Origin of the sequence: Mucilaginibacter frigoritolerans, assembly GCF_007830615.1 — a bacterium.
In the GTDB taxonomy this organism is placed as follows: Bacteria; Bacteroidota; Bacteroidia; order Sphingobacteriales; family Sphingobacteriaceae; genus Mucilaginibacter; species Mucilaginibacter frigoritolerans.
Map to the genome: position 1 here is coordinate 185935 of NZ_VLLI01000012.1, position 22178 is coordinate 208112.

The 22178-nt window shown below is 38.7% G+C and carries 22 protein-coding genes; 6 read left to right on the plus strand and 16 right to left on the minus strand.

The genetic code is table 11. The annotated features are described in order from the left end of the window. Positions 1 to 84: 84 nt before the first annotated feature. A complete protein-coding gene (locus JN11_RS19280; RefSeq protein ID WP_144915185.1) occupies positions 85 to 729 on the plus strand; it encodes a hypothetical protein in 645 nt (214 codons plus the stop codon). 77 nt (positions 730 to 806) lie between these two features. Here JN11_RS19280 and JN11_RS19285 read toward each other — a convergent pair whose 3' ends face one another. The 5 genes from JN11_RS19285 to JN11_RS19300 all read right to left on the minus strand — a co-directional run bounded on the left by JN11_RS19285 (position 807) and on the right by JN11_RS19300 (position 5480). After that, positions 807 to 2690, minus strand: a complete 1884-nt coding sequence (locus JN11_RS19285) for a hypothetical protein (protein WP_144915187.1) — start codon at positions 2688 to 2690, stop codon at positions 807 to 809. Then, entirely contained in the window at positions 2691 to 2912 is a 222-nt protein-coding gene (locus tag JN11_RS24525) for a hypothetical protein (protein ID WP_170227799.1), read from the minus strand. A gap of 492 nt (positions 2913 to 3404) precedes the next feature. Then, positions 3405 to 4070, minus strand: a complete 666-nt coding sequence (locus JN11_RS19290; RefSeq protein ID WP_170227800.1) for an NUMOD4 domain-containing protein — start codon at positions 4068 to 4070, stop codon at positions 3405 to 3407. A gap of 111 nt (positions 4071 to 4181) precedes the next feature. After that, positions 4182 to 4679, minus strand: coding sequence for a hypothetical protein (locus JN11_RS19295; protein WP_144915190.1), 498 nt, complete (start codon positions 4677 to 4679; stop codon positions 4182 to 4184). A gap of 405 nt (positions 4680 to 5084) precedes the next feature. Then, positions 5085 to 5480, minus strand: a complete 396-nt coding sequence (locus JN11_RS19300) for a helix-turn-helix domain-containing protein (RefSeq protein ID WP_144915192.1) — start codon at positions 5478 to 5480, stop codon at positions 5085 to 5087. Here JN11_RS19300 and JN11_RS19305 point away from each other — a divergent pair. After that, positions 5479 to 6264: a DUF3800 domain-containing protein gene (locus tag JN11_RS19305; protein ID WP_144915194.1), complete on the plus strand. Its 786-nt coding sequence runs from the start codon at positions 5479 to 5481 to the stop codon at positions 6262 to 6264. The genes JN11_RS19300 and JN11_RS19305 overlap by 2 nt on opposite strands. A 193-nt stretch (positions 6265 to 6457) precedes the next feature. On the opposite strand, the gene JN11_RS19310 is transcribed toward JN11_RS19305, so the two are convergent. The 4 genes from JN11_RS19310 to JN11_RS19325 form a co-directional block, all read right to left on the minus strand. Next, entirely contained in the window at positions 6458 to 8005 is a 1548-nt protein-coding gene (locus JN11_RS19310; RefSeq protein WP_144915195.1) for a carboxypeptidase-like regulatory domain-containing protein, read from the minus strand. Positions 8006 to 8022: 17 nt separating this feature from the next. Further along, on the minus strand, positions 8023 to 9978 hold the full coding sequence (locus tag JN11_RS19315) for a hypothetical protein (protein ID WP_144915197.1): 1956 nt from the start codon (positions 9976 to 9978) through the stop codon (positions 8023 to 8025). Between the two features lie 219 nt (positions 9979 to 10197). After that, complete coding sequence (locus JN11_RS19320; protein ID WP_144915199.1) at positions 10198 to 11958, minus strand: recombinase family protein; 1761 nt, start codon at positions 11956 to 11958, stop codon at positions 10198 to 10200. Further along, positions 11930 to 12223 (minus strand): hypothetical protein, encoded by a 294-nt coding sequence (locus tag JN11_RS19325; protein ID WP_144915201.1) that lies wholly within the window; start codon positions 12221 to 12223, stop codon positions 11930 to 11932. The genes JN11_RS19320 and JN11_RS19325 overlap by 29 nt, the downstream gene beginning before the upstream one ends. A gap of 112 nt (positions 12224 to 12335) precedes the next feature. Between JN11_RS19325 and JN11_RS19330 the strand changes: the two genes are divergently transcribed. Next, on the plus strand, positions 12336 to 13514 hold the full coding sequence (locus tag JN11_RS19330; RefSeq protein WP_144915203.1) for a type IV secretory system conjugative DNA transfer family protein: 1179 nt from the start codon (positions 12336 to 12338) through the stop codon (positions 13512 to 13514). Positions 13515 to 13605: 91 nt separating this feature from the next. On the opposite strand, the gene JN11_RS19335 is transcribed toward JN11_RS19330, so the two are convergent. Genes JN11_RS19335 through JN11_RS19345 form a run of 3 tightly spaced genes read right to left on the minus strand, consistent with a single transcriptional unit; the run spans position 13606 to position 15630 of the window. Further along, a complete protein-coding gene (locus JN11_RS19335; RefSeq protein ID WP_144915205.1) occupies positions 13606 to 14226 on the minus strand; it encodes a hypothetical protein in 621 nt (206 codons plus the stop codon). Further along, positions 14198 to 14551: an STAS-like domain-containing protein gene (locus JN11_RS19340; RefSeq protein WP_144915207.1), complete on the minus strand. Its 354-nt coding sequence runs from the start codon at positions 14549 to 14551 to the stop codon at positions 14198 to 14200. Before JN11_RS19340 ends, JN11_RS19335 begins: the two co-directional genes overlap by 29 nt. Then, the gene (locus JN11_RS19345; RefSeq protein WP_144915208.1) at positions 14533 to 15630 is read right to left on the minus strand and encodes a hypothetical protein; all 1098 of its coding nucleotides are present in this window, start codon (positions 15628 to 15630) and stop codon (positions 14533 to 14535) included. The genes JN11_RS19340 and JN11_RS19345 overlap by 19 nt, the downstream gene beginning before the upstream one ends. 334 nt (positions 15631 to 15964) lie before the next feature. Here JN11_RS19345 and JN11_RS19350 point away from each other — a divergent pair, with 334 nt between their 5' ends. Next, positions 15965 to 16873, plus strand: a complete 909-nt coding sequence (locus tag JN11_RS19350) for an ArdC family protein (protein WP_144915210.1) — start codon at positions 15965 to 15967, stop codon at positions 16871 to 16873. Positions 16874 to 16918: 45 nt separating this feature from the next. Here the strand turns inward: JN11_RS19350 and JN11_RS19355 are convergent, their stop codons facing one another. After that, the gene (locus JN11_RS19355; protein ID WP_144915212.1) at positions 16919 to 17188 is read right to left on the minus strand and encodes a hypothetical protein; all 270 of its coding nucleotides are present in this window, start codon (positions 17186 to 17188) and stop codon (positions 16919 to 16921) included. A 37-nt stretch (positions 17189 to 17225) separates the two neighbouring features. Between JN11_RS19355 and JN11_RS24685 the strand changes: the two genes are divergently transcribed. Beyond that, positions 17226 to 17747, plus strand: coding sequence for a hypothetical protein (locus JN11_RS24685; protein ID WP_211360845.1), 522 nt, complete (start codon positions 17226 to 17228; stop codon positions 17745 to 17747). A gap of 107 nt (positions 17748 to 17854) precedes the next feature. Here JN11_RS24685 and JN11_RS19365 read toward each other — a convergent pair whose 3' ends face one another. Continuing rightward, positions 17855 to 18838 (minus strand): hypothetical protein, encoded by a 984-nt coding sequence (locus JN11_RS19365; RefSeq protein WP_144915214.1) that lies wholly within the window; start codon positions 18836 to 18838, stop codon positions 17855 to 17857. A gap of 1342 nt (positions 18839 to 20180) precedes the next feature. Continuing rightward, a complete protein-coding gene (locus JN11_RS19370) occupies positions 20181 to 20570 on the minus strand; it encodes a helix-turn-helix domain-containing protein (protein ID WP_144915216.1) in 390 nt (129 codons plus the stop codon). A 187-nt stretch (positions 20571 to 20757) separates the two neighbouring features. Between JN11_RS19370 and JN11_RS19375 the strand changes: the two genes are divergently transcribed. Continuing rightward, positions 20758 to 21567: a hypothetical protein gene (locus JN11_RS19375; RefSeq protein ID WP_170227801.1), complete on the plus strand. Its 810-nt coding sequence runs from the start codon at positions 20758 to 20760 to the stop codon at positions 21565 to 21567. A 208-nt stretch (positions 21568 to 21775) separates the two neighbouring features. Here JN11_RS19375 and JN11_RS24530 read toward each other — a convergent pair whose 3' ends face one another. Further along, positions 21776 to 22165: a hypothetical protein gene (locus JN11_RS24530; protein ID WP_170227802.1), complete on the minus strand. Its 390-nt coding sequence runs from the start codon at positions 22163 to 22165 to the stop codon at positions 21776 to 21778. Between the last annotated feature and the right edge of the window lie 13 nt (positions 22166 to 22178).

Consider the following 22178-nt stretch of genomic DNA (forward strand, 5'->3'; position numbering starts at 1 on the left):
TTCATCAAATATTTGTGCATTATTTTTTTGACTAACAAATTGAAATTAACCTAACCTAAACTAAATATTAAAATTCTTTGTACTATGAAACCCACTATTTTATTTATTTCAATTGCAATGCTGGCTTTTTTAAACGCAAAAGATCAGCCAAAAATAAAATTGTCGCTATTACACGATAATAATTATAAAAATAATGCACACAAAATTGAATCAGAACAAGCGTTTGAATTGGCGTCCCAAATTTTTAATTCGACGGAATTTTATAATGCAATAAAAGATTTATCATTTGTATATCCAAACCACTGTTTAACTTGTGAAACGCTAGATTATTCAAGAAAAACTCGCATCCCAGGTAAAGAAGTATTGCAACGACTTTTTAAAAATCCTAGTGCATTATTATCTTTCAATTTAGAGGAGGGTGAATGTCGTGGCCCTCTTGGTCATACTTGTCCAGAGTGGGAAAACAAAGAACATGAAACTACGACATATTACCTTGCTGATTCTTGCAATATGCATGAGTTAGAAACGAAATATAGATTAGCGGTAAATATTTGTCATGAGTACATGCATTTTATAGGATATTGCCATCCTGCAAAAATGGGTATTGAACCCCAAAATGGCGACATACCCAATGCAATAAATTACAGAGATGACATTGCATATAGGGTTGGATGGATTGCCTATTATATTTGCGTTGAATGGCAAAAGAAGAGCCACTCATTGAAATAGAAAAGAAATTACAAGCTGTAATTTAAAGAATATTTTGTCTTAAAGATTTGCGTCAAATGATTTAATTGTCATCTATACTATACTTTTTTTGTCTGATGTTTTTTTTTAGGCTTATTTTGAGTGTTAATATTAGGCGGGTTGATATTGGGTGGGTGGGTTGGCCTCACGTTTCTTTTCAAATCTAACCTAATCCATTGTTGGCCTATAAATACCTTAGTAACTATCACTTCTAAAACCTGTCCTATTACAAGATTAGCCATATAGTTCGCATATTCGTAACCTGCTTTGGTAAAAGATGAACCAGGTATCCTACCAACCAGACCATTTTCAAGCGACACTTTTACAAAATTTTCGTCAATTTGCAATACCTTCCCGTTAAAATTTGTACCAATAACAAGCGCTTCGTGTATTTTAGGCCATGGGTCTTCAATCAGTGCCCTTGGACTACTTACAATAGTTTTATTTTCGTCATCCACACTTAAAACCTTACAATTAATGGTTTTTCCAATTGCAATTAAATTAGTGTCGTAATCTTCTCCGTTCCATGATAATTCTTTTATTGGTGCAATTACTTCAATAGTATTTCTATACAAGCATTTTAAATTTACGCTATCTAAAAAAACAATTTCCAAATCAATAATATCATTTACCAAGGGGTGTTGAATTACGGACCATGGATGAGGTTGAGCAGCCTTTAAGCTAAGAGTAATGTTACAATTATCGAGATCAATGTTTTTTATAGTAAACGGATAGTTTTTGCCAACCGAAAGTATATCAGTACAGGTATGAAAACTTAACCATGAGCAATCGGATTGAACTATAGTCGCATCAACTCCAAGGAACGTAACCAGCGCTATTTCAGTTGAACAATCAAACACACTGCCATCCACGTTCATTCCAGCTACCATATTGCTTGCTTGTACTTTTTTCAAAAACGTTTCATTGGAATAAAGCTTGTTTCTTCTTAAGCAACATATACTTACGTTAGACTTGGAAAGAATTTTATCTTTTGAACGATCGATTCTGTCAATTGAAACTCTTTGATTGCCGTCAAGAACTTTAACAAATTTGCCCAAAAAATCAAAGGCAGGGGGATATGCAACCACATAAATACTATCAGAACCTTTTTCAAGATTAATATTTAAACGTTTTAAATATGGATATAGCCCTTTTCTTGACGACATTATCGCTCTGGCAAGCAAAATAATACTTACTTTGAATGTTTCAGAAAAATGTTCTAATTGATTATCCTCGCCTATTTCACGCTCTGCGATATGTGTTAAAAACTCAACAAACTTTATTAAAGCACCTGTCCTATCATTAGTATCAGCATCACCAAAGAGCCCCTCACCTACATGGTCAAGTTCATTGATTAAAATAGATGAAAATAATCCTGACTTATCAAGGACAAGAAATTTCTTTAATATATCGACAAATTGTGGATCATTTTCAACTTCAGGATTTAGAAAGTATTGTCTAAAAATGGCTTTTCCATGATTGCCTAATCCATCAGCCAATTTATGTAAAAAAGTAAAATCAATTGCTGTAACGTAGGCTGGTTGAATATTGTGCCTAAAGTTTGGGCAGACTATTTTAGTTAAAGCATAACGTGTAGCCGTAAGGATGTTTTTAGTTTGATCTTCGTCCTTCCTCATGCGAATAATTAACTTCCCACTTTTCAATATTGGATTATCGTCTGTTTTAACCCAATTTATTTTAAATTTTAGTGGGTAAGAAGTTTTCATGGATAACACTTTTGTAAAAAAGTGTGTTAATGTTCCGGCAACTTCATTGGCAATAAATTCTCTTTTAAACCACTTAAATAATTTATAAAACGGGGACATTAATAATGTCCTGAGTTTGTAAGCACGTGTAGGGTCTTGGATAATTAAGAATATAATTACACAGAGAAATGCAGGTAAAAGACCATATTTAAGAATAGCAAGTACAAGTTTATCCATCTATGATTTACTAAGTTTATCAATGCAATCCACGCTATCACAAACTATTTTAATTTCCCCATTGACTTCAAAAATACCGTAAATATTATCCCAAGTGATAACCTCGTCACTCATATAACAGTACACTTTACCTTTCAATATTTTTTCGTATAATCCGTGTTTTATCAACAATAATTTCAAATCGTCGTCGTGGATAGCAGGGATATTTATATTTTCGGCCATATTTAAGAAACGAACTATAATTCAAGTTCTTATGTATAAACGTAACTAACTGATAATTTGATTTATAAACTTATAAATATTTCTTGATAATTTGTTATTACGCGGAATAGTATTTTGGATTTTGTTTCTATATTTAAAGGCAACTTTACAAAAGTAGCTTTAATCTAAGTTGTTAATACATAATTTCTATTATGTATAATTTTGAGGGAATAAAATACTTCCAATTAAAAGAGTTTCCGAGCGTGGGTAGATTAGTGTTAGAAAAAAAATTGGGGAATGCTGGTATGGATTAAGGTTTTTTGCGGAAAACAAAATTTTGGTTTAGTGAATATCACGAAAACGAAATTGAACCTGAACAGCCAACCTTATCATTCACTTATTTGCAAGATAGTGTGTCCCTCCGGTGACAGATTGCTATCTTTCCGTCGGTTGACACACTATCTTGCGGGGAGATCCCCGTACCCCTTAGTTGAGACAGTCACAAATTCACCGTTAGCAATACTTCCACACGAAGCCATTCCATTGCTGGTAAATTCCCTTCGCCACCTGGATAATGGCCTTATCGTCAATCTTATTTTGACGGGATGCTTCTTTGATGCTCGGATATTGCTTGATAAAGTTGCCATTCAGATCATATTGTGCAACTGGTTTACTGGTGGAATAATTCTTTTTCCAATTGGAACGATCAGCCGTTTTTAGGATTGATGGCAGCACCCTCCCCCGTGCAACAGCTCGCAATTGCTTTTCACTTTTGGTCACTAAGGCCAAATTTTCAGGCTGGTTGTTATAGCCGTCACCATCACTATTGATTACATATACCCCATTTTTCTTGTAATCAAGATGGGGGTCAATAAACGTTTTATAAATGAGCCTGCGGGTATTGGTATAGTATTGTTGATTTTCTAAAGCCAGGGTCACCCCTAAGTCAATGGTGGGTTCCCCGGTCTTCACATTCCTGTTTTTATTGACCTTCTGACTTAATATGCGTCCTGTAACGAATTGCTGATACAAACGGGGATGCGGAATGATACGGTCAAGAGACTTTATCCTTCCCTTTGTTGAAGCCTGGTAGTATCCCTCAAAACCGGGGATGTCTTTCCATTCTTCTCCGGGAATGTCTATGAGAGACTTATTTTGATGAGGGGGTATCTGATCCAAGGCTGAATGTATTGTTCTCTTAAAGCACAAATATCAGGAATACATTTTTGTTTTAAAGTAGGTATAAAACACTGCAATTATTTCAATACACTTTTTGCCACAACCAGGGCCTCACGGAGAACCTACTGTTTCCTGCGCCTTGGTTTTCAATACTTCCTGCCCTGTATGTGCCGCCATCACTGCATCAAAGAGTTTGGTGTGGTACTTGTTCTTCCCTGCTACTGCCTTATCATATTCTGGAAGCAGGATCGGATATACCTCGGTAACATATTTCATTAGTTGATGGTGGTTATTGACCTGAATTGCCGCCTTTACCTCTTCTTTCACCGTGTACTCTACCATGCAGCCATGGTATGCGAACAATGACTTTATTTTGAGCAGCAGTTGTTTGATCGCGCTTGAATGATGATGTTCAGGTGGGATTTTCACCATAATCAGTCGCGGACGGTATTGGTGGATATAGCGCTCATACCGTGAAGCAATTAAGGCTGCCTTATCATCAGTCCATCGATCTCTGAAAGAATGGGTATGCCAGAAGACCAATTCCCCACCACTGAGAATAGCTACGCCGGTTGTGGTGGTGCCCAGGCTAATACCGAGAATAACCATTCCCGTATTTTTTATAGTTATTAACGCTATTGACAAAGATTGCTGCATGGGAGCTCGTCACCCTGTGGTCAGGGATTGAGCAGGCGCTGTTTAGGAATGTGCGTAAGAGTTCATGAGGGACTTCTTTGGTGAATGCCAGGAATTGAGTGAGATGAGCGGGATCGTTCAACCGCTCTGCTATTTCGTTGGCAAGTTGTATTTCAGTTGGTGTATACATAAACGATTGGATATGCTTCATGGTGAAGTATTTGTTACCTAATAATTGTATCGGTCGTACGCTCGATTTTTTTTATTTTTTTCGATCTTTCGTTCGATATAAGGAATATTCCGACAGTGAAATACCACTGTCATTTTCAATTGGACAGCCTAAAAGACATAAGAATGATTAGATTCTACTGACTTGTCCTATTGAAGATTAAACAGGGTCTTTTCCTGCTGCCGCAATTCTTTCAGTTGTTCACTGAAATACTCTGGATAGAGTTCATTGGGATAGGTACGATAAATAATACTAAGTTTTATTAAGTTAATGGTTGTGGGGAGTTTGTCGCCTCGTTCCCACTGCGACAGCAAGGTGCCGTTACTGAGGCCCAACAACTGTGCTACCTGTGCCGGTGTATACCGCATGAGTTTGCGGTGCATTTGTAATCGATTTGGAATAGGCCGATTTCCTGGTTCCATGCTCTCCAGTGTACGGGCGAATGCATTATAGGATAAGTGAAGTAAAATAGTTCTCAAAGCATAGTGTTGGGGATAACTCCAATGGTATGCAATATGATGGTTTTGATATATCATATTATTCATGAAGAGCTATGCTAAGTATAAAAAAGGAGGTGAATTATTATTATCAGACTATAACCATATCTGGACAAAATTTGTCTTCCTGGATGAAAGCGGTACATTGGACAATCGTACCCAGCCTTTATTCACCATTGGCTTTATAAAATGCTCTGAACCCTATTACCTGGCCAATAAACTCACGTATCAGCGGACTAAAGAAAATTTTCATGATGAATTAAAGTTTAATAAACTTTCTGCAAAAAATATAGGATTTGCAAAATTTGCTATTGATAGTTTCTTCTCAACCAGAAGCCTTAATTTTTATTCCTATACCTTGGACAAGGAAGGTCCCTATTTTCAATCGGAACACACCAAGGATCACTGGCAAGCCTACGAAGACATATCTGTACGCGTACTAAAATCCGCCATTGCCCAAAATGAGATACTCATCGTCATTGCAGATCATGTTTCAACTCCCAAAAATATACGGTACGAAGTGAATGTAAAAAATAGGATTAATGCTACATTAAGCAGGTTAAGCATTGCCGGGGTTTGTCGATTTAATTCAAAATCTAATGATTTGTTACAAGTAACCGACCTTATTATTGGTGCTATTAATTACGATTTGAAACATGAACTAGGATTTATTCCGGTTGGTGATCAATATAAACTTGAGCTTGTTCAGTACTTGAAAAACGCCATCGGGATCAGTAGTTTCATAAGCGGGCACCGAGACTTTACCTTTAATATCTTTGTAGATAAGGATATTAAGGCAAGATTGGAAATTGAAAAAGGGCCATCGTCCTAACGGTCGACGCCCTTCTTCGGTACTTCTCTAGTGTATACTATGCATTATAGAAAAGCAAGTGCCTATACTTGGCTTTCATGCGATTTAGGTCTTAGCTGCCGACAGATACTTTTCAACACCTTTGCAATGCTATTAATAAAAAAGCCATCTGCTAAGACAGCTCAAATTTTATAATATTTATCACTTCTATTGATTAATGTGATTTAGCCATTTTTTCAGTAAGTTCTTTTAGCTGATCGGAATGATAGCTTTTAGCTAACTTTTGAGTTAAGCCCGCGACGACAATAGACTGCCCTATTGAGCCGCACTTATATTGTAACCGCGCCCATTCGTTTTGTGTCGCAGCTAAAATTCCTATGTAAAAATCATGATTAATATCTGCACTGATCGTACCGGTTTCGATTTGCCCATCCTGATTGAAATCAATGCTTCCGTTACCAGGTATGGGATCATTAAGGTTACCGCCTGGGTTGATTAAGATCAGGTTGTAGCCTTGCAGAGTACTCCCCGCGTTTATACCCTTTGTTTCCGATAGATGGCTCTCGTCTAATGCCGGCAGGTCAAAAGGCTGATAAGAAAAAAAATAATTTCCTTGGTAATTAATGCCAGTTATCTGGTAAGCATAGTTCATAACACTGACATGATTTGGTTTGTAATTGGTATCTTCTTCTCCTCCATGGCGTAAACCCAGATTATGGCCTAACTCATGGATGAAGGTGCCTATCTTTTCATCATCAGTACCACCATCTTTATTGTTCCAGTCGCCGAGCGTTACCACAAAATCTGATGTACCTATGCCTAATGCGTTTCCACTAGACTGATCTGGACTGTAATTGTTGGCCCATACCATGTAATGAAAAACCGCACCGCGAAGCGGGTTAAAATAACGTTGTTTGATTGCTGCGAATGCGTCATCTAACGGATTAAGTTCCTCTTGATATAGAATCTGTTGCCCAAGTATCAGGTGGATGGTAATACCTTTAATGCCGTCCGGATTATCTACCGGTGCATCGCTGAACGCCTTTTCAATGCCAGCGATCACATTCGGGTTAGGCCCCAAGCCATTGGTGGCACTTGCACGCGTCATATAGTCCATTTGTACGAAAATATCCTTATGCAATGGCGAAGCACCCAAACTTTTGAGGTTTATTCCATTAATCGTGCCCACTTCCCAACCATCCAGTAATCCATCGCCGTCAGTGTCAGGGTTGTGCGGATCAGTTCCGATCTTTAGTTCATCTGCATCACTCAAACCGTCTCCATCTGAGTCTTCGGGGGTAATATGCAATTCATTAATAGGCGCGAGTCCTTCAACAGCGTTATGCGAGGGATTGGTCGGATCAGATGAAAAAGCCTTATTGCTATTATTTGTGTAGGCAGGTATTTTCTTAAGCGCTTGCAGCTGCGACGAAACTAATTTTAAATACATGGCTTGGTTAAGTTCTGCCGTGTAATTTGCCGCGACAAGCTTAATAATTATATTAGCGGAACTCACTACATAGTCGGTAGCGGTCAAACCAATATAATTTACGCGAAGCACATCGTTTTTTTTTGCTGCTATCGTAAAGTTTCCTTTTTGATCCGTCTGGGTACCTACATTACTGCCTTTAACGGTAATCGTCACTCCGGCCAAAGGCGTACCCTTTTCGTCTGTTACTTTGCCGGACACTTTGTTCTGGGCAAAAATGGCGCTCACCGATAGCAGCAGAACGCACATACTCAAAATTAGTTTGTGATACATTTTGATATAATTTTAGGTTATTTTGTTATAGTTGTTGACAAATTATAAGTCAATGCTATGAACCAGCCGTCATACTTCATATGGTTTACTGTTGCCGGAGTACTTGTGCTGGTGTAGGCTTGCGGAACATCATTGATATTGTCATAAACCTGGGACTTGCCATTATAATAGTATTGCTGGTTTTCAGCTGACAACTGCGATACCTGGCCGGCAGCTATACCTCCACTAATACAAAAGCGTTTCGTTGCATTACCCAGCATGATAGATGGGCCGAGTAAACCTTGTATTTGGGAGGAATTAAGGAAGACGCCACTGGCAACACCAAAATCAAAATAACCGCCTGTCCGGATATAGACATGAGCTAAAACACCTGCACCAAATGCTCTGCTTTCATTTTTGTAGATGACCGTTCGGGTCACGCTGAGTAAATTTGGATTATACGTAGTGGTAATTGCACCTGTTGTCGGATTAACAGTTTGTACGGCATCTTTATATTGAAAGATTTGCGATCCGGTCACAAAAGTCTGGTTGCCAAGGGATGAATAGATCACACCTGTGCTAAAATCGATTTTCAGACCCGACTGCACATTGAATTGCTTATTAGTTAAGTCAGTTTTGACGTTCTTGGTTCGAATATGTACATTAAATGCATCAACATCAGGAACAGTCAATTCTGTTATCGTGCTGCTGTAAGTTACTTTTTTGTTTAGTGCTAAGTCATATAATTGTTTAACGCTGCTGGCATGATTACAGAAATCCTGGTAATACTTATTCGGAGTTTGATCTTTCACCACTATCGCCAAAATGAGTGCCGCCAAATCAGTTCCATTAGCGGGTGCGGCGCCGAATGTCAACCGCATTTGGTTTTGAATACAACTCAATGCTGTATAATAGTCGTTCTCACGAAAGTTGATGTCATTAAAAACACGGTTAAAATCGTTCAGACCGGACTCGAGAGAAATTACATTGGCCATAAGGGTTTCATACGGTGTTGGGCCGGTTTTGTGAGGAGTTTCTCCTCCAGCAGACTTTGCTGAATCCTTAGAGGTCGCAGTTGTAACAGCTGGTGTTGCGGTTGATGCAGTCATTTGACTCACAAAAGCTGGTTCTGCATCCATGAACCTCACAGAGCTGTCGGTTTTGAAAACATAGGTAGAGTCTTTTTCACCGATGACTTGTATAACAAGACTTCTACCGGAAGCTGGCCTGAAAGGCCCCTTTAGTGGCTCGAAATACTCCCACTTGTTCACTTTATCTTTCTTAATCTTCAAGATTACGTATGGTGAAAAAGCAGGTTTTAGGCGCAAGTCGTAAACGAGGAGATAACTGGCACTAGTAGCAAAGCCGTTATATTTATCATCGGCTAATAACCTTTTCTTATAACGAAATGGTAATTTGTCCTGTTTTATATTGTCATCTTCACCGACAAAGCAGCTAGAAAATACTGATGTTAATCCGCTGGGACTGATGGCCAACGTCTCCTGGATTTTTTTTGTAGCGTCATCCAAAAGGTCACAGATCGTTTTCACAGCTGGTTTAGTTGCGGCTTTTGTTTTGGCAGCGATGACCATCGTATCCTGTCCTTTTGCACCGACAGGCACGGTCAATGGCGTATCCAACTTCTTCGCGCCTATCGCCCATAGTTTACCACTAAGGAAAGTCAAGTCAACGGAAGATGCCTGTGTCGAAATGATCTGTAGGTTTTTGCTGGCTTTCGCTGAAGGATCAAAGGTAAGGACGAGATCTTTGGTAGTGTCGCCGTTGGTAAACTTCGCAGTATAATTATAAAAATCAGTGGGAAAAACGACAGTTAATGTCTCGGGCACTTTGGCTAAAACTGTTTTCCCATTGGCAGATACTGTCTGGCTTATTGTAATGACAGTTTTACCGTCGGCAACGATCTTGGTGGTTTGGGCTACAGCTAATAATACCGAGCATAATAAAATACTTAGCGAGAGGATTTTTCGTTTCATACAAATAAGGTTAGGCATTAATTAAAAGAGATCAGATCCCTAATAATCAACTGTTTATATTGGTAATATTACAAATATTATTTTTGATAAGCAAGTTGACAATCATAATTTTTTTTTGATTGTTTACTTGTTACCCCCCAACAATAATATTGTCACAACGATCAGCATAGGTATTTTGGTGCTTATAAGTAACAAGCTCCATCAGTCAGATTATGGAAATTACATCATTTTTTCTATTTCATTTATGACACTTTTAATTTGCGATGAATGTATAGTAAGTTCGGAAAGCCAGCTTTCTCGGGCACAAGAAACAACAAAACGGTTTTCAAAGACTTCAAATACCTTATTACATTTAATTTTCAAGCCATTTTCGGATAAATAAAGTTCGGAAAACAATGTTCGCACAACCTTTTCCTTTTCGTAGGGATTCCCTATTTCATAATATAAATAAAGGCTTTTTAAGAGTTCGGAAAGTTTTAACAGGTTAGAGACATTTTCTTTAATTTCTTTGCCGGAATACATGATAACTTCCTGCAATTCCATCAATTTCTTATTGATTGAATCTTCTTCCGTCACAAATGATTCAGGAGTATATACGCCTGTTTTAAGTAATGTGAGTCTATTTTCCTGGAGGTATGTTAAGTCTTCTTTTAATTTCTTTGTTTTACGGTTATTTTCCTCAAGTTGTGATTGATATTCGTTTTCATAAGTATTTACATAATTGTTTGTCCGCGCATCTATTTCAGCTTTTTCAGCGTCAGTAAATGACAATTGAGCTATGTGTTTACCTATTTTGTCTGTTAAGAGTTTGACATTGATACTTTTGACTGGGTTAGGACATTCTTTGCTGCAATGACATCCAAAATACAATATTCCCTTTTTTACATAGGGAGTATAGAGACGAGTGCAACCCTTACACCGAATAATTCCACGCATCGGGTATTCAATGTATTTCGTATAATTAATGCTAACGTTTTTCTTTCCAAGTACCACTTGGACTTTATTAAATAATTCTTTGCTTACGATAGCAACGTGGCTGTTACTTTTCACATACTCATTATTATTGCCCTTCACTTCTCCGATATAAAACCGATTGGTAAGGATATGCTGAATACTGCTTACCGTAGCTGGCCGACAAATCGGATCTATCGGCACCATGGTATCGTCTTCCTCATCTGCCATCCGCTCTTCCAATGTCCGTCTTCTTCGTGTGGGTGGCATCGTAAACCCCTGGGATGTAGCCCAACGAGCCAGAGCCGACATGCTCCAAAGACCAGTTGCATATAATTCAAAAAGTTTAATGATTATCAGCGCTCTTTCTGGATCGATTGGTTTATGTTCCATTTGACCAAGATTGAGAAATCCTACGGGTGCTTTATTAGTACAATATCCCTGTTCACGTTTGTTACGAATATTAAGTTTTACTTTCTCTCTCGTCACCCGAGAATTATGCTCAGCAAACATACCGTCAATATCCATGTGCAATGCTCCGGCGCTTGTTTTGTCATAACTTGCTAACGTGAACCTGAAATCTACCCCCTGCGCAATAAGTTTATTGATGATATTATTGTCGCCTTTATTGCGACTGGCTCTGTCCCAACAGAGAAAAATCACTCCTTTGAAATATCCCTTATTTAAAAACTGTACTAACTGGTAGAATTTGGGGCGCTCAATACGGTATTGAATGGTGCCATTATCACCAAAAACCAACTCACTATCTTCTTTAAAGCCAGAATGTTTTTCTGAAATGATGCCATCAAGACAAAAACCTGGTATCGTAACCAATGCTATGCTTAAATGTTCTCTATAGGCGAATCGTGCATTCTCCGACTTCTGGTATTTCAAAGAATTTTTCTGATTTTCGGGTTCGTCGGTACTTTTGCGGTTGTATATCAAAAAACAATCACGGTATTTTCCGCTCTTAATGGCTTTCAATGTTTGCTCTTCGACATTATTCGTTTGTATTGGTAGTTGGTTCATTAATTGGTTTCATTAATTGTCCATCTTTCATTACATACCCTTCTGCAAGTAACCGATTGTGAATCCCTTGCAGTACGGCTCCGAGTTCACGTAACGCCTCCATGGTTTCTTCACTGAAAATATAGTGCTCGGAATCCAAAGAGGAGCAACGAATAGGTTCCTTACTGCTGGGTAAGAGACTTCGTTGCTCCTCATTAGATATAACGCTATTAGATTGTAATCTCTCACCCAGCATGGGGAGTATATCAGATTCTTCGTGCTGCATGCAAAAAGTATGACAGGGCTTAAGACTGCATTAAAGCGCAGTAATTTATAGCCCTATACCCTTTTGCATCACTATTCCTCTAACTGTAGTTTGTATAGGATTAGGACATAACATGATTGACGATTATGCCCATTCAAAACCGTTCACCCCCATTGGCTATACGAACTTCAGAAATCAACAGCAACTCTTTGGAATTAAATTAAACGACAGATATAGTCATGTATATGCCCTGGGAAAGACCGGAAGCGGCAAAACTTCTTTGCTTTTAAACATGGCTATTGACGACATTTACAAGGGTTATGGCGTTGCCCTTATAGAGCCACATGGAGACGCATCTGCTGATCTTTTGAAAAAAATTCCTGAACATAGGAAGAAAGATGTTATATATTTTAATCCTGGTGATGCCGCTCACCGCACCGGCTTTAATCCGCTTTTAAATGTTCCCATTGAAGATCGCCACCTGGTCGCTTCTGAATTGGTACTTGCCTTTAAGAAGATCTGGGGCGACAGTTGGGGCCCGCGTCTCGAATATATTTTGCGTTATAGTTGCCTGACATTGCTTGAGTACCCTACTGCTACCCTATTGGATATTCAGCCGCTATTATTAGACCGAGCATATCGAAATATGGTATTACTCTATACCGATAATCCGGTAATCCTATCGTTCTGGCACAATGAATACGATAGTTACACCAATTCGTTTAGGACAGAGGCCATTATGCCAATATTGAATAAAGTTGGTGTCTTTTCTGCCAATGTTATTTTGCGGGAAATTGTCGGGCAACAGGAAAGCATTTCCCTGGAGGAGATTATGAATTCTGGTAAAATTTTAATCTGCAATTTATCCAAGGGAATTATTGGAGAAGACGTATCCCAAATCTTAGGGAGCCTTTTGACAACAAGCATTCAAACCGCCGCCATGCGCAGAGCAAAAGTAGCAGCGCATGAACGCAGAACTTTTATGGTTTTTATTGATGAGTGCCATTCGTTTATCACAACATCATTCGCAACGATATTATCAGAGGTACGCAAATACAACGTAGGGTTATTTCTAACGCACCAATACATTGAACAGCTTCCTGACGAAGTACAAAGTGCCATTTTAGGCAACGTAGGAACTATCATTTGCTTCCGGTTGGGAACACATGATGCAAAAATCATAGCCGATGAGTTTTATCCGGTCTTCACTGTTGATGACTTTATCAACCTACCGAGATTCCATATGTATTTAAGGGTATTGATTGACGGAGTGGCGAGTAAGCCGTTTAGTGCAAAAACTCAATTTATTTAAATAAAACTTCCAAAGTTAATGTTCTACAAATGCTAGAATCCTAATATCCTAGCCGCGATATTCACAATATGCTTCTATAAAGGATAAGCATTTAACCTTTATTGATTGCCAATTCCAAATCAAAAATCAGCCATTTTATTTTATCAAATTCAGCATCAATTTGTAATTTCCGTTCTGTTGACATGTGTATGATACCCTCACGCACATCTATTGGCAAATCAGCAAGGTGTTCTTCTTTTATTGGGGGAGTGTTTGTTAACAAATCTTTAAGAGTACTTATCGCTGTAACAATATTTGCTTTATGAAGATCTTCTAAAGTTATTTTGGTCTTCTTCACTGCTTCAATAACAGCAATTATGTTAACACTGATTCGTTTAATATTTGATACTGCTAGTGTAAAATCAATTGCTTGGGCTGCAACATTATTTTTAGTTTCTTCGATAAGGGCATAAACAGCATCAATTCTTCTAATTATCAAGTCTTTTTCAACTCGATTATTTTCTTTTTTGCTTTCCAAAATACTAGCTACCCAATAAGCCACCCCTAACGTGGCTCCTATAGAAATTAAAGAAACCATCGCTCCAACAGTATCGACCTCTGTTTTAACCTTTAAAATAGGCCATCTTTGAATTGTTTTGCCCAGAAGAACTCCTATAACCAATAAGAAAATTGAATAAATAATGCTAATGGTTATCCACCAAGCTTTCCTCATGAGCGTCTTTTAGGTAAGCAAATATGTCGGTCATTAAATATGGCTCTTCGTTAGAAATAAGCTCCAAGTGATTAAGTATTTGATTGTAATCTAAATGATGTTCGCGTATTAAGCCTCCGAAAATTTCTTCTAAAAAAGATGTTCCGTATCCAAGAGTTCCATCTAAATCAACAACAACAATTTTATCGTTTTTAATTGCATCGTCAAAAATACTATAAAACTTTTCAGTCCTAAATTGTTCTCCTGACCATTTTCCTTCTTTTATATACCTGGGGCCTGGAGTTCGGGAAAAATCCCTTGCTATTTTTACTGTAATTCTGTCCATGGCGTTGAGCTTGTTTGAGCGTTTATTTCAAAGTAAACAAAAGTTCCTTCAAAATTATTAGGTAATAATTCGTATTTATCTAGACCAACGTTTGCAAAAACGTTGTTTGTTATAATATGTAGGTTAGAAATCAAGTTTCTATCCATTGCTTCTTTAATTCCAGGTAATCCCTTACCTCTGTAGTGCTTACCTGTCACTGTCTTATGTAGATCACCATTTAATATTTTCCTTAAGACATCAGCGTTATTTTCGGAACTGAATAAATTCATTAATATTTTCCAGTTAAAGAATTTGCTCCCCTCTTTTTTGCTGTTTAGGCTTTCAAAGATACCAACTCCATAATCAATAAAAGAAAATGAAGCGATTTTTTGCTTTTCATTGACATTAACAGAGAGCCACCAGTGTTTTTCACCTTCTTTAGTCGGAGTTGCATGGTTAAACGAATTCTGCATTAACTCTACTAGCGACCGCTGCAATCCTTTATAGATAACCTTGTGTCCTAAAATCATTTTCGATACATTATCCATAATATTTGCTCCTAACTCAGCATCTACGTCTTTCCAGGCATGGGTATGAATTGCATTGTGAGTGCCGATATTGTATCGTTCCCTCGTCTTAAAACTGATCTTGAAAAGCGTTTGAAAAAAACCTGATGCAATTAGAATATTATTAATATTATCATCTGATGGAAAATCGCCATTAAATTCAACTTTTTTCTCTTTAAACTTCACCATTATTGAAAGCAATATTACAATTGCACTGTAATCAATTGACTTAATTTTGTTCATCAAAATGAAAACTTTCCTTTTTTTATCGAAATGGCTTTTAAGTGTTGAAATAAATTCAATTACTTCAATTGGATGAGTAAGGAATGAAAAGTTACCTGGTGCTTTGGATTTAAAATAATCGAAGTGTTTATTTTTATTGTTGACAACTCGCTTTTGAGGTTTTGTCCTCGCATTTTGTATTTTATTGCGCTTCTTTTTATTCTTTTTAAACCGAAGCCTCTTTTTCAATGATGCTTCAGCGTGCTTATTATTCTTATTTTTGAAGTATTTAGTAGAATAAAGTTTTTTCATTTAATGGATTAGGATTTTATATAATAAAAAACCTGCTAATGTATACCGATGGAACAGCTGATTAGCTGCCAACGAACATTACCAGGCTCTTTCAAACAAAGTTAATGAATATCATTGGTAAATTCCGCCATTACATTTACGGCATCTTATTACCCTAAATTGTTTAAATTTAATGGATATCAAAGGAGCCTCGATACCTCTGTGGCAACTCCTGCATATAACTTTGTAGTAGCATCTAACTAGATACGAAATAAAATTTACTTCACTTATCCCCTCTCCCGTTCGCGTGTACGCTTAAAGAAATTGATTCTTTAAACAACTAAATCAGTACACCATGAACACACAAAATCAACACCTTGATGTATTCGCCATCATCACCAATCGGATTATCGAACAACTAGAAAAGCAAGTTATTCCATGGCGAAAGCCCTGGATAGAAGGCGGCCATCCACAGAACCTCTTCAACAAACGTCCCTATTCAGGAATTAACACCTGGCTCTTAGGTTCCTTGGGCTATGCACAAAACTACTTTCTAACATTCAAGCAACTTAAGGCAGTCGGTGCTAGTGTTAAAAAGGGAGAAAAAGGGACAATGGTAGTTTTCTGGAAGAAACTTCCACCAGAGCAAACATCAGAGGACACCGAACAGCAATCAGCCAAAACCGTGCTGCGCTATTATTACGTCTTTAACATTGCGCAGATTGATCATTTGCCGGAGGTCGTGAACATTCCCTATCCAGTGCATCCTATCTCCCAGATCGGCGCCTGTGAGGAGATTATTGAAGTCATGCCACATTGCCCGGTCATTACACATGGCAAGCAAGCTGCTTTTTATGATCCATTGAAAGACCGTATCAATATGCCCAAGCAAGGATCATTTGATAGCGTTGCCAGCTACTACGGCACGCTCTTCCACGAGCTCATCCACAGTACCGGCCATCAATCACGGTTGAACCGAAAAGAAATTGTCGAGCCAAGCAAGTATGGTTCTGAACCGTATTCCATTGAGGAACTAACGGCTGAAATTGGAGCTTGCTACCTCAACTCAGTTGCCGGGATCATCCATGATGAGTTCGATAACAGTGTTGCGTATATCAAAGGGTGGATAGATAAACTAAGAAGTGACAAGCGAATCATTGTCTATGCCAGTGGCCAGGCACAACGGGCAACTGACTACATTCTCAATGTGCAGCTTAATGCAAAAGAATCCATCGAAGAGGCGGAAACAGCAGAGACCCAGTAATGGGTCTTTTTATTGCTGTGTATTTGCTTATTGTTTTCTTGGTTCTCATGCTATGCCTGATCTATAGCCATTTCTATATTGGTATTGGTGCCATAGGCGGTTGTCATTATTCTTTCCAATCTTTTCAAAACAAGGAAAAAAGAGCCGCAAAGATGGTGTCCGCAGCACATACGAGCGCATAATGGTTTGGCGTTTCCGGCCAAACCACCCTGCGGGACTTATAGCTCTCCTGTTGCTGCTCTGGACACCCATTCTTGGGCGTTCTTTTTCCTTCTTCTTTTGAAAACGCTTTAGGGAAGCGGGAATGAAGATCATAAGTAACCGTTTTTTTCACCATTAATCCCATTTACACATGGAACGTACCATCGAACAGGGCACAGCCGTTCAGAACAGCACCCCAAAACCAACCACCAACAAAACTCCACAGCAGAACGGAGCCAAAAAAGATTCCGTTAACGGCATTACTGAAGCCAAACAACTTCCGCCACCGGCTCCAGAGCCGAAGAATGGAGCTTCCCCGGAGCAGCCCAAAGTGCCAGAGCCTGAAGAAGTACCACAAGCTATAGTACCAATGTTGACCCTGGAAAGCACGCTCAAAGCGGTGGATGATCTACACCGGAAAAGTATCCAACGGATCAACTTGATCTCACGTATCAAACAGTTGGAGTCCTTTGAGGTGGTATTAAGCCAAGAACACGATGAATTGGATGAAAACCCCTACCAAGGTTGCAAATTGATCATTGAAGACGACAAGCAACGCCGCTTTATTACTACCACTCCTGGATTAATTCGGTTGGTATCGCAATTCATCTTTAATGCCTGCAATGAAAAGTTGTTAGAGATTGAAGCAAGGATTGTCTTTCCGAAGGGATAGATTCTTAAAGAAAATGCCTCGCCAGGACGGTGGGGCATTTTAAATCTTACTCTTAAGAGCTCCTTTTTATCAGATACAAGGCTTAGCAATGCGTTGTCTTTCAGTGGTCACACAGACAAAATAGAATTAAAATCGATAATTTCGACCTGTTTGCCAAACTGCTCTTTGACCTTTAAATGAGTATCAAATGTAATCTCCTGCCGAGTGAACTTCGCACGCAAATACATGTTTTTATACCATCTATTTATCGCTGCGTCTGACATTTTTGCAATGCTGAATTTGCTAGCATCGTGCGAGAAATACACAAAGCCACATGCATCTTGGGAAGTATGATTAAAAACTGTGACCGGTAACGTGCAATATAGCTCATCTACGGCATATAGCCTCAATATGCTCGAATTAATCGATCTATAGAGATCTTCAACTCTTTTTTTTAATTCGTCATTTTTTTTCTTCAGCCTATTACTTTCTGGCATCTTATCGCTAGGTATGTCTAATCGCTTTAATGTTCGGCGATACAGTCGATCAAAAAATTCGTGGGCAACCAAATAGTGGGCAAAATGAAACTCGTACCGAATATCCGATCTGTTTAATGTAATTGAGTCATTAAATACAAAAATACTGTCTAAGATTAGATCAATAAACTGTGTAGCGCGCTTGTTGTCATAGGTCTCAACAGGTCTGCTTATGAACGTGATTTGGGTTTTGGACTTACCATATCGGCGATTCAATTCCTCTGTATGACTATCATTATCTGAGACTACAAAAACAGTGGCATTCGGAACAAGTAATTGTTTTATTTCTGTTAATATTTCTGCTTTATCATTCTCATCTGCAAGTCTCTCAATTACTATTTCGTTGAGTAATGTTATGAACTCATCTGACGGTTTTGTTCGCCGTGAAAAGACTTTTGACAGATACACTTTAAGATTATTGAAGCGCTTGAGGTATTCCTCAGACTTTTCATCTGCAAAAAATGTGGAGGTTGGGCTTGCCATCAATGCCTTAACTAAGTCCACGTGTTTAAGAAAAAGTGGAGTACTATTTTTCCCGATTTTTCTAGCAAAAAGTAATGATTCGATTTGATTCATGAACGGTGTGGTTGGTTTATCGTATTGACATCAATTCAAATGTAAGGTATAATAAACATGTAAATATCACCATTTGAATCTCGCTACTCAAATTTCCGAGAAAACTTCGGTCAATTGAAATGCGCATTTGATTAATAAATGGAAATAGTTTCTAAAGTTACAATATTTAATATCAAAATTTCCAATAAAAGGAAATAGTTTCTTATATTTGAATATTGTTACAAATTGACTAGAATCCAACAATATCTTCATTTGTTCTTTGAAAAAAGCCCCTACGATATATAACTAGTATACCGTAAGGGCGCGTGAGTTGCTCTATTAACGAGGGCAAAGGTCCTTAAAACAAAGGCTCGCAACCATTTGAACTGTTAACCATTTAATCCCTATTTTTATGCTAAAAGAACTACCCAAAATAGATATTAGCATGCATATAGCTAATAATCAAGCAATTAAATTCACCCTTAGACAGTACGAATTATCGACGGTTGAGGAAGTCTGGCGTGTTAGCTCAGATAGAAAGTTTGCAGTACTGCTATTGGTCAATAAGACAAATTATTATGTATATGATGACATTGACTTCATAAATGTTGGAACGACAAAGCTCAAAGCAGAAAATTTGTTTTTCAATTATTGTATGCGATGGTATGGCAATAATTAGTATTATACTAAAAGATAGGAAGTTTTATCTTCCTATCTTTTTCTTTCAAACAGGAAATAAGGCATTCCTCCCTCCCAAACTCCACAAAAGTACCGCCAGGTTTCCTTCAAATGAAATAGCCACTTTCAGCCACTATATCATTTGAACAGCTCTTTCCGCTTTCGCGGGCTGAACCTGTCATTCCTTTTGAAGTCGTAAGGTCGTTCGTCATGAAAGCTTTCTCTGTATGGTAATACCCTTCACTACGTTCAGCATATTTCAATACAAGCGCTTTCTGTGTCTGGCTCGCCTGCTCTCTCGCAAAAGGCTTCACAAAGTGCATTGTGCTTTATAGCCGATTCTCAACCCTATATTAAAGCACAACACCCTTTGTTCGTGTCAGACATACTATGCAGCCACTACGTTCCCTCTGCATAGACCTTTTGCTCAGCTCGCAGCCAGCTTCGTTGCTCTGCGCTGGCTTCGGGCGGCTCGCAAGAACTGGATCAGTAACATTTTGATAACAATACTGCACCTTTTATTCCTGTGAGCTATATGTAAATCATTTTAATAATATATTTGCCGCTCATAACTGAACATGTCTTGTTCAATTATATTGTGATAAGGTTTAAAGCCCCCAAACAGCGAGTGGATGGGGGCTTAGTATGTTTTGACTTCTTGCAAAATAGTAGACTAGAGCTACAACTATTTTTTTTCCTGTATTAGCGCCATCAATGCTTCCTTATCCTTCACCAGGCTTGCAATCACATCTTTTAAATTCGCAATTTCTTGATCTTTTGACTGGATAACTTTTTCAACTAAGTCCTTTTGGAAGGAGTAGAAGTTTTCAATATGACCAATGCCCTGAGTGCCTTGATTAGGCGCAAAATTCACGACTGTTGGTTCATGACTTAAAATATCAACCGGCGTTACGCCCAATTCCCCGGCTATCTTTTCTAGCATAATCGTATCAAGCTTTGTTTGATTGTTCTCAATACGAGAATAGGAAGCCTGGTTTATGCCAAGCTTTGCTGCCATGTTTTCTTGCGAAAACCCGCGTAGCTCTCTAATCATCCTAATTTTAGCACCGTTCATGTTCTAATGTGATTTATGTAAAAGTATAAAAAAGAGAATAAAGTATGTAATAAATGCATAAAGTATGCTGCATGCACATTGGATTATAGTTGAGGCTTTAAGACCTTTATGTGCACCAAATCCTTATGCTATGCCCCGTATTTTTAGCCTATTGCAACTATTACGCTGTACACCAGTTCTGTTATTTATGCTCCTTTTTGTCACATTCCTTAGTTATTCACTAAGAGGTGTTGCCCAACAAAGTACCGTTGTCACCAACACCACCATTATCCAATTGCACAAAGCCGGTATCAGTAAAGACATTATCTCCACCAAAATCGTCAATTCTGCATGCAGTTTTGATCTGTCGACGGAGGGCCTCATTGCCCTGAAAAAAGAAGGTGTCCCGGATGATATTATCACCATCATGATCGCCAAAGGCAGTACCGCAACACAAAATGCCGCGACCAATCCCGAATTAGCGTTAGAACCAGGCCTCTATTATTTCAACCCTACAACTCATGAATATATTGAAATGGATGCCGCCATCCTCACCAATAGCAAAGCCGGAGGATTGGGAGAGGCCATGGAGCGAAGCGTCAGCGGCTTATTCAATGCCAAATTGAAAGCAACGCTCTCCGGCAAAGAAGCCAATATGAAAATTGCTATGACCAGCCCTTTGTTCGTGTTCGTATTTGATAAGGACAAAACCGGGTTCAATGATAATAACCAGGCAAAAAGCAATGTGGAAAGCCCGAATGAATTCTTCCTGGTGAAACTCACCCAAGGCAAGCGAGACCGTGAAATGGTGGTGGCAAAAGAAAATTCAGTGGGCGGCAATATTGGCATTGATGATAAATTAAAAGTGCCCTTCCACTATAAGAAGGTGCAAAAGGGATTGTATGAGGTATCAACTGATAATCCGCTGGTGCTCGGTGAATATTGCTTCATGTTTGCCGCCTCAACCGCCAGTACCCAAGGCATCACCCATAAAGTCTATGATTTCAGTATCCAATAAACGCTAAGGCAATGAAAAAGAACCTCTCTGTTATGTGCGCCGCGCTAGTGGTACTAAGTTCGGCCTGCCAGAAGAAATACTGCTGGAAATGTGCCACTATCACTTATACCCGCACCGCGCCCTCCGGTTCCGTCTTTACTGGTTATACCAATGACACGACGAAGCATACGTTTAGTGTTTGTGATAAGACCCCTTCAGAAATCAAAGCCTATGAAGTTAATACTTCCTCAATCCTGACCGAGAGCAATATTATCGTGAATACGGTAACGACGACAACCTGTAACCAATAATTCAAAAATATCATGCGTATGAAACACTTCGACTTTTTAAAAAAGCTCATTGTCATTGCTTCAATAACAACAATTGCCCTGTCATGTAAGAAAAGTAGCAGCGGGAGTGGCGGTACACCCACACCAACAAATATGGCATTGGCAGTATCAACCGCAGCCATCACGAATATCACCTCATCGACTGCAACCGGTGGCGGCACGTTGAGCGGCACCGGAGACAGCGAAACAGCAATCAACTGTGGCATTGTCTGGGATACCAACCCCAACCCGACTATCGCATCATCAGGCACCGGGGCAATTTCTGGCATTGGTTCTTTCACC

What these genes read in the sequence shown, in the direction of transcription:
- JN11_RS19280 (WP_144915185.1), top strand. Translation starts at nt 85, where the DNA reads ATGAAACCCACTATTTTATTTATTTCAATTGCAATGCTGGCTTTTTTA.
- JN11_RS19285 (WP_144915187.1), bottom strand. Translation starts at nt 2,690, where the DNA reads ATGGATAAACTTGTACTTGCTATTCTTAAATATGGTCTTTTACCTGCA.
- JN11_RS24525 (WP_170227799.1), bottom strand. Translation starts at nt 2,912, where the DNA reads ATGGCCGAAAATATAAATATCCCTGCTATCCACGACGACGATTTGAAA.
- JN11_RS19295 (WP_144915190.1), bottom strand. Translation starts at nt 4,679, where the DNA reads ATGGTTATTCTCGGTATTAGCCTGGGCACCACCACAACCGGCGTAGCT.
- JN11_RS19305 (WP_144915194.1), top strand. Translation starts at nt 5,479, where the DNA reads ATGAAGAGCTATGCTAAGTATAAAAAAGGAGGTGAATTATTATTATCA.
- JN11_RS19300 (WP_144915192.1), bottom strand. Translation starts at nt 5,480, where the DNA reads ATGAATAATATGATATATCAAAACCATCATATTGCATACCATTGGAGT.
- JN11_RS19310 (WP_144915195.1), bottom strand. Translation starts at nt 8,005, where the DNA reads ATGTATCACAAACTAATTTTGAGTATGTGCGTTCTGCTGCTATCGGTG.
- JN11_RS19315 (WP_144915197.1), bottom strand. Translation starts at nt 9,978, where the DNA reads ATGAAACGAAAAATCCTCTCGCTAAGTATTTTATTATGCTCGGTATTA.
- JN11_RS19320 (WP_144915199.1), bottom strand. Translation starts at nt 11,958, where the DNA reads ATGAACCAACTACCAATACAAACGAATAATGTCGAAGAGCAAACATTG.
- JN11_RS19325 (WP_144915201.1), bottom strand. Translation starts at nt 12,223, where the DNA reads ATGCAGCACGAAGAATCTGATATACTCCCCATGCTGGGTGAGAGATTA.
- JN11_RS19330 (WP_144915203.1), top strand. Translation starts at nt 12,336, where the DNA reads ATGATTGACGATTATGCCCATTCAAAACCGTTCACCCCCATTGGCTAT.
- JN11_RS19335 (WP_144915205.1), bottom strand. Translation starts at nt 14,226, where the DNA reads ATGAGGAAAGCTTGGTGGATAACCATTAGCATTATTTATTCAATTTTC.
- JN11_RS19340 (WP_144915207.1), bottom strand. Translation starts at nt 14,551, where the DNA reads ATGGACAGAATTACAGTAAAAATAGCAAGGGATTTTTCCCGAACTCCA.
- JN11_RS19345 (WP_144915208.1), bottom strand. Translation starts at nt 15,630, where the DNA reads ATGAAAAAACTTTATTCTACTAAATACTTCAAAAATAAGAATAATAAG.
- JN11_RS19350 (WP_144915210.1), top strand. Translation starts at nt 15,965, where the DNA reads ATGAACACACAAAATCAACACCTTGATGTATTCGCCATCATCACCAAT.
- JN11_RS19355 (WP_144915212.1), bottom strand. Translation starts at nt 17,188, where the DNA reads ATGATCTTCATTCCCGCTTCCCTAAAGCGTTTTCAAAAGAAGAAGGAA.
- JN11_RS24685 (WP_211360845.1), top strand. Translation starts at nt 17,226, where the DNA reads ATGGAACGTACCATCGAACAGGGCACAGCCGTTCAGAACAGCACCCCA.
- JN11_RS19365 (WP_144915214.1), bottom strand. Translation starts at nt 18,838, where the DNA reads ATGAATCAAATCGAATCATTACTTTTTGCTAGAAAAATCGGGAAAAAT.
- JN11_RS19370 (WP_144915216.1), bottom strand. Translation starts at nt 20,570, where the DNA reads ATGAACGGTGCTAAAATTAGGATGATTAGAGAGCTACGCGGGTTTTCG.
- JN11_RS19375 (WP_170227801.1), top strand. Translation starts at nt 20,758, where the DNA reads ATGCTCCTTTTTGTCACATTCCTTAGTTATTCACTAAGAGGTGTTGCC.
- JN11_RS24530 (WP_170227802.1), bottom strand. Translation starts at nt 22,165, where the DNA reads ATGCCAGAAATTGCCCCGGTGCCTGATGATGCGATAGTCGGGTTGGGG.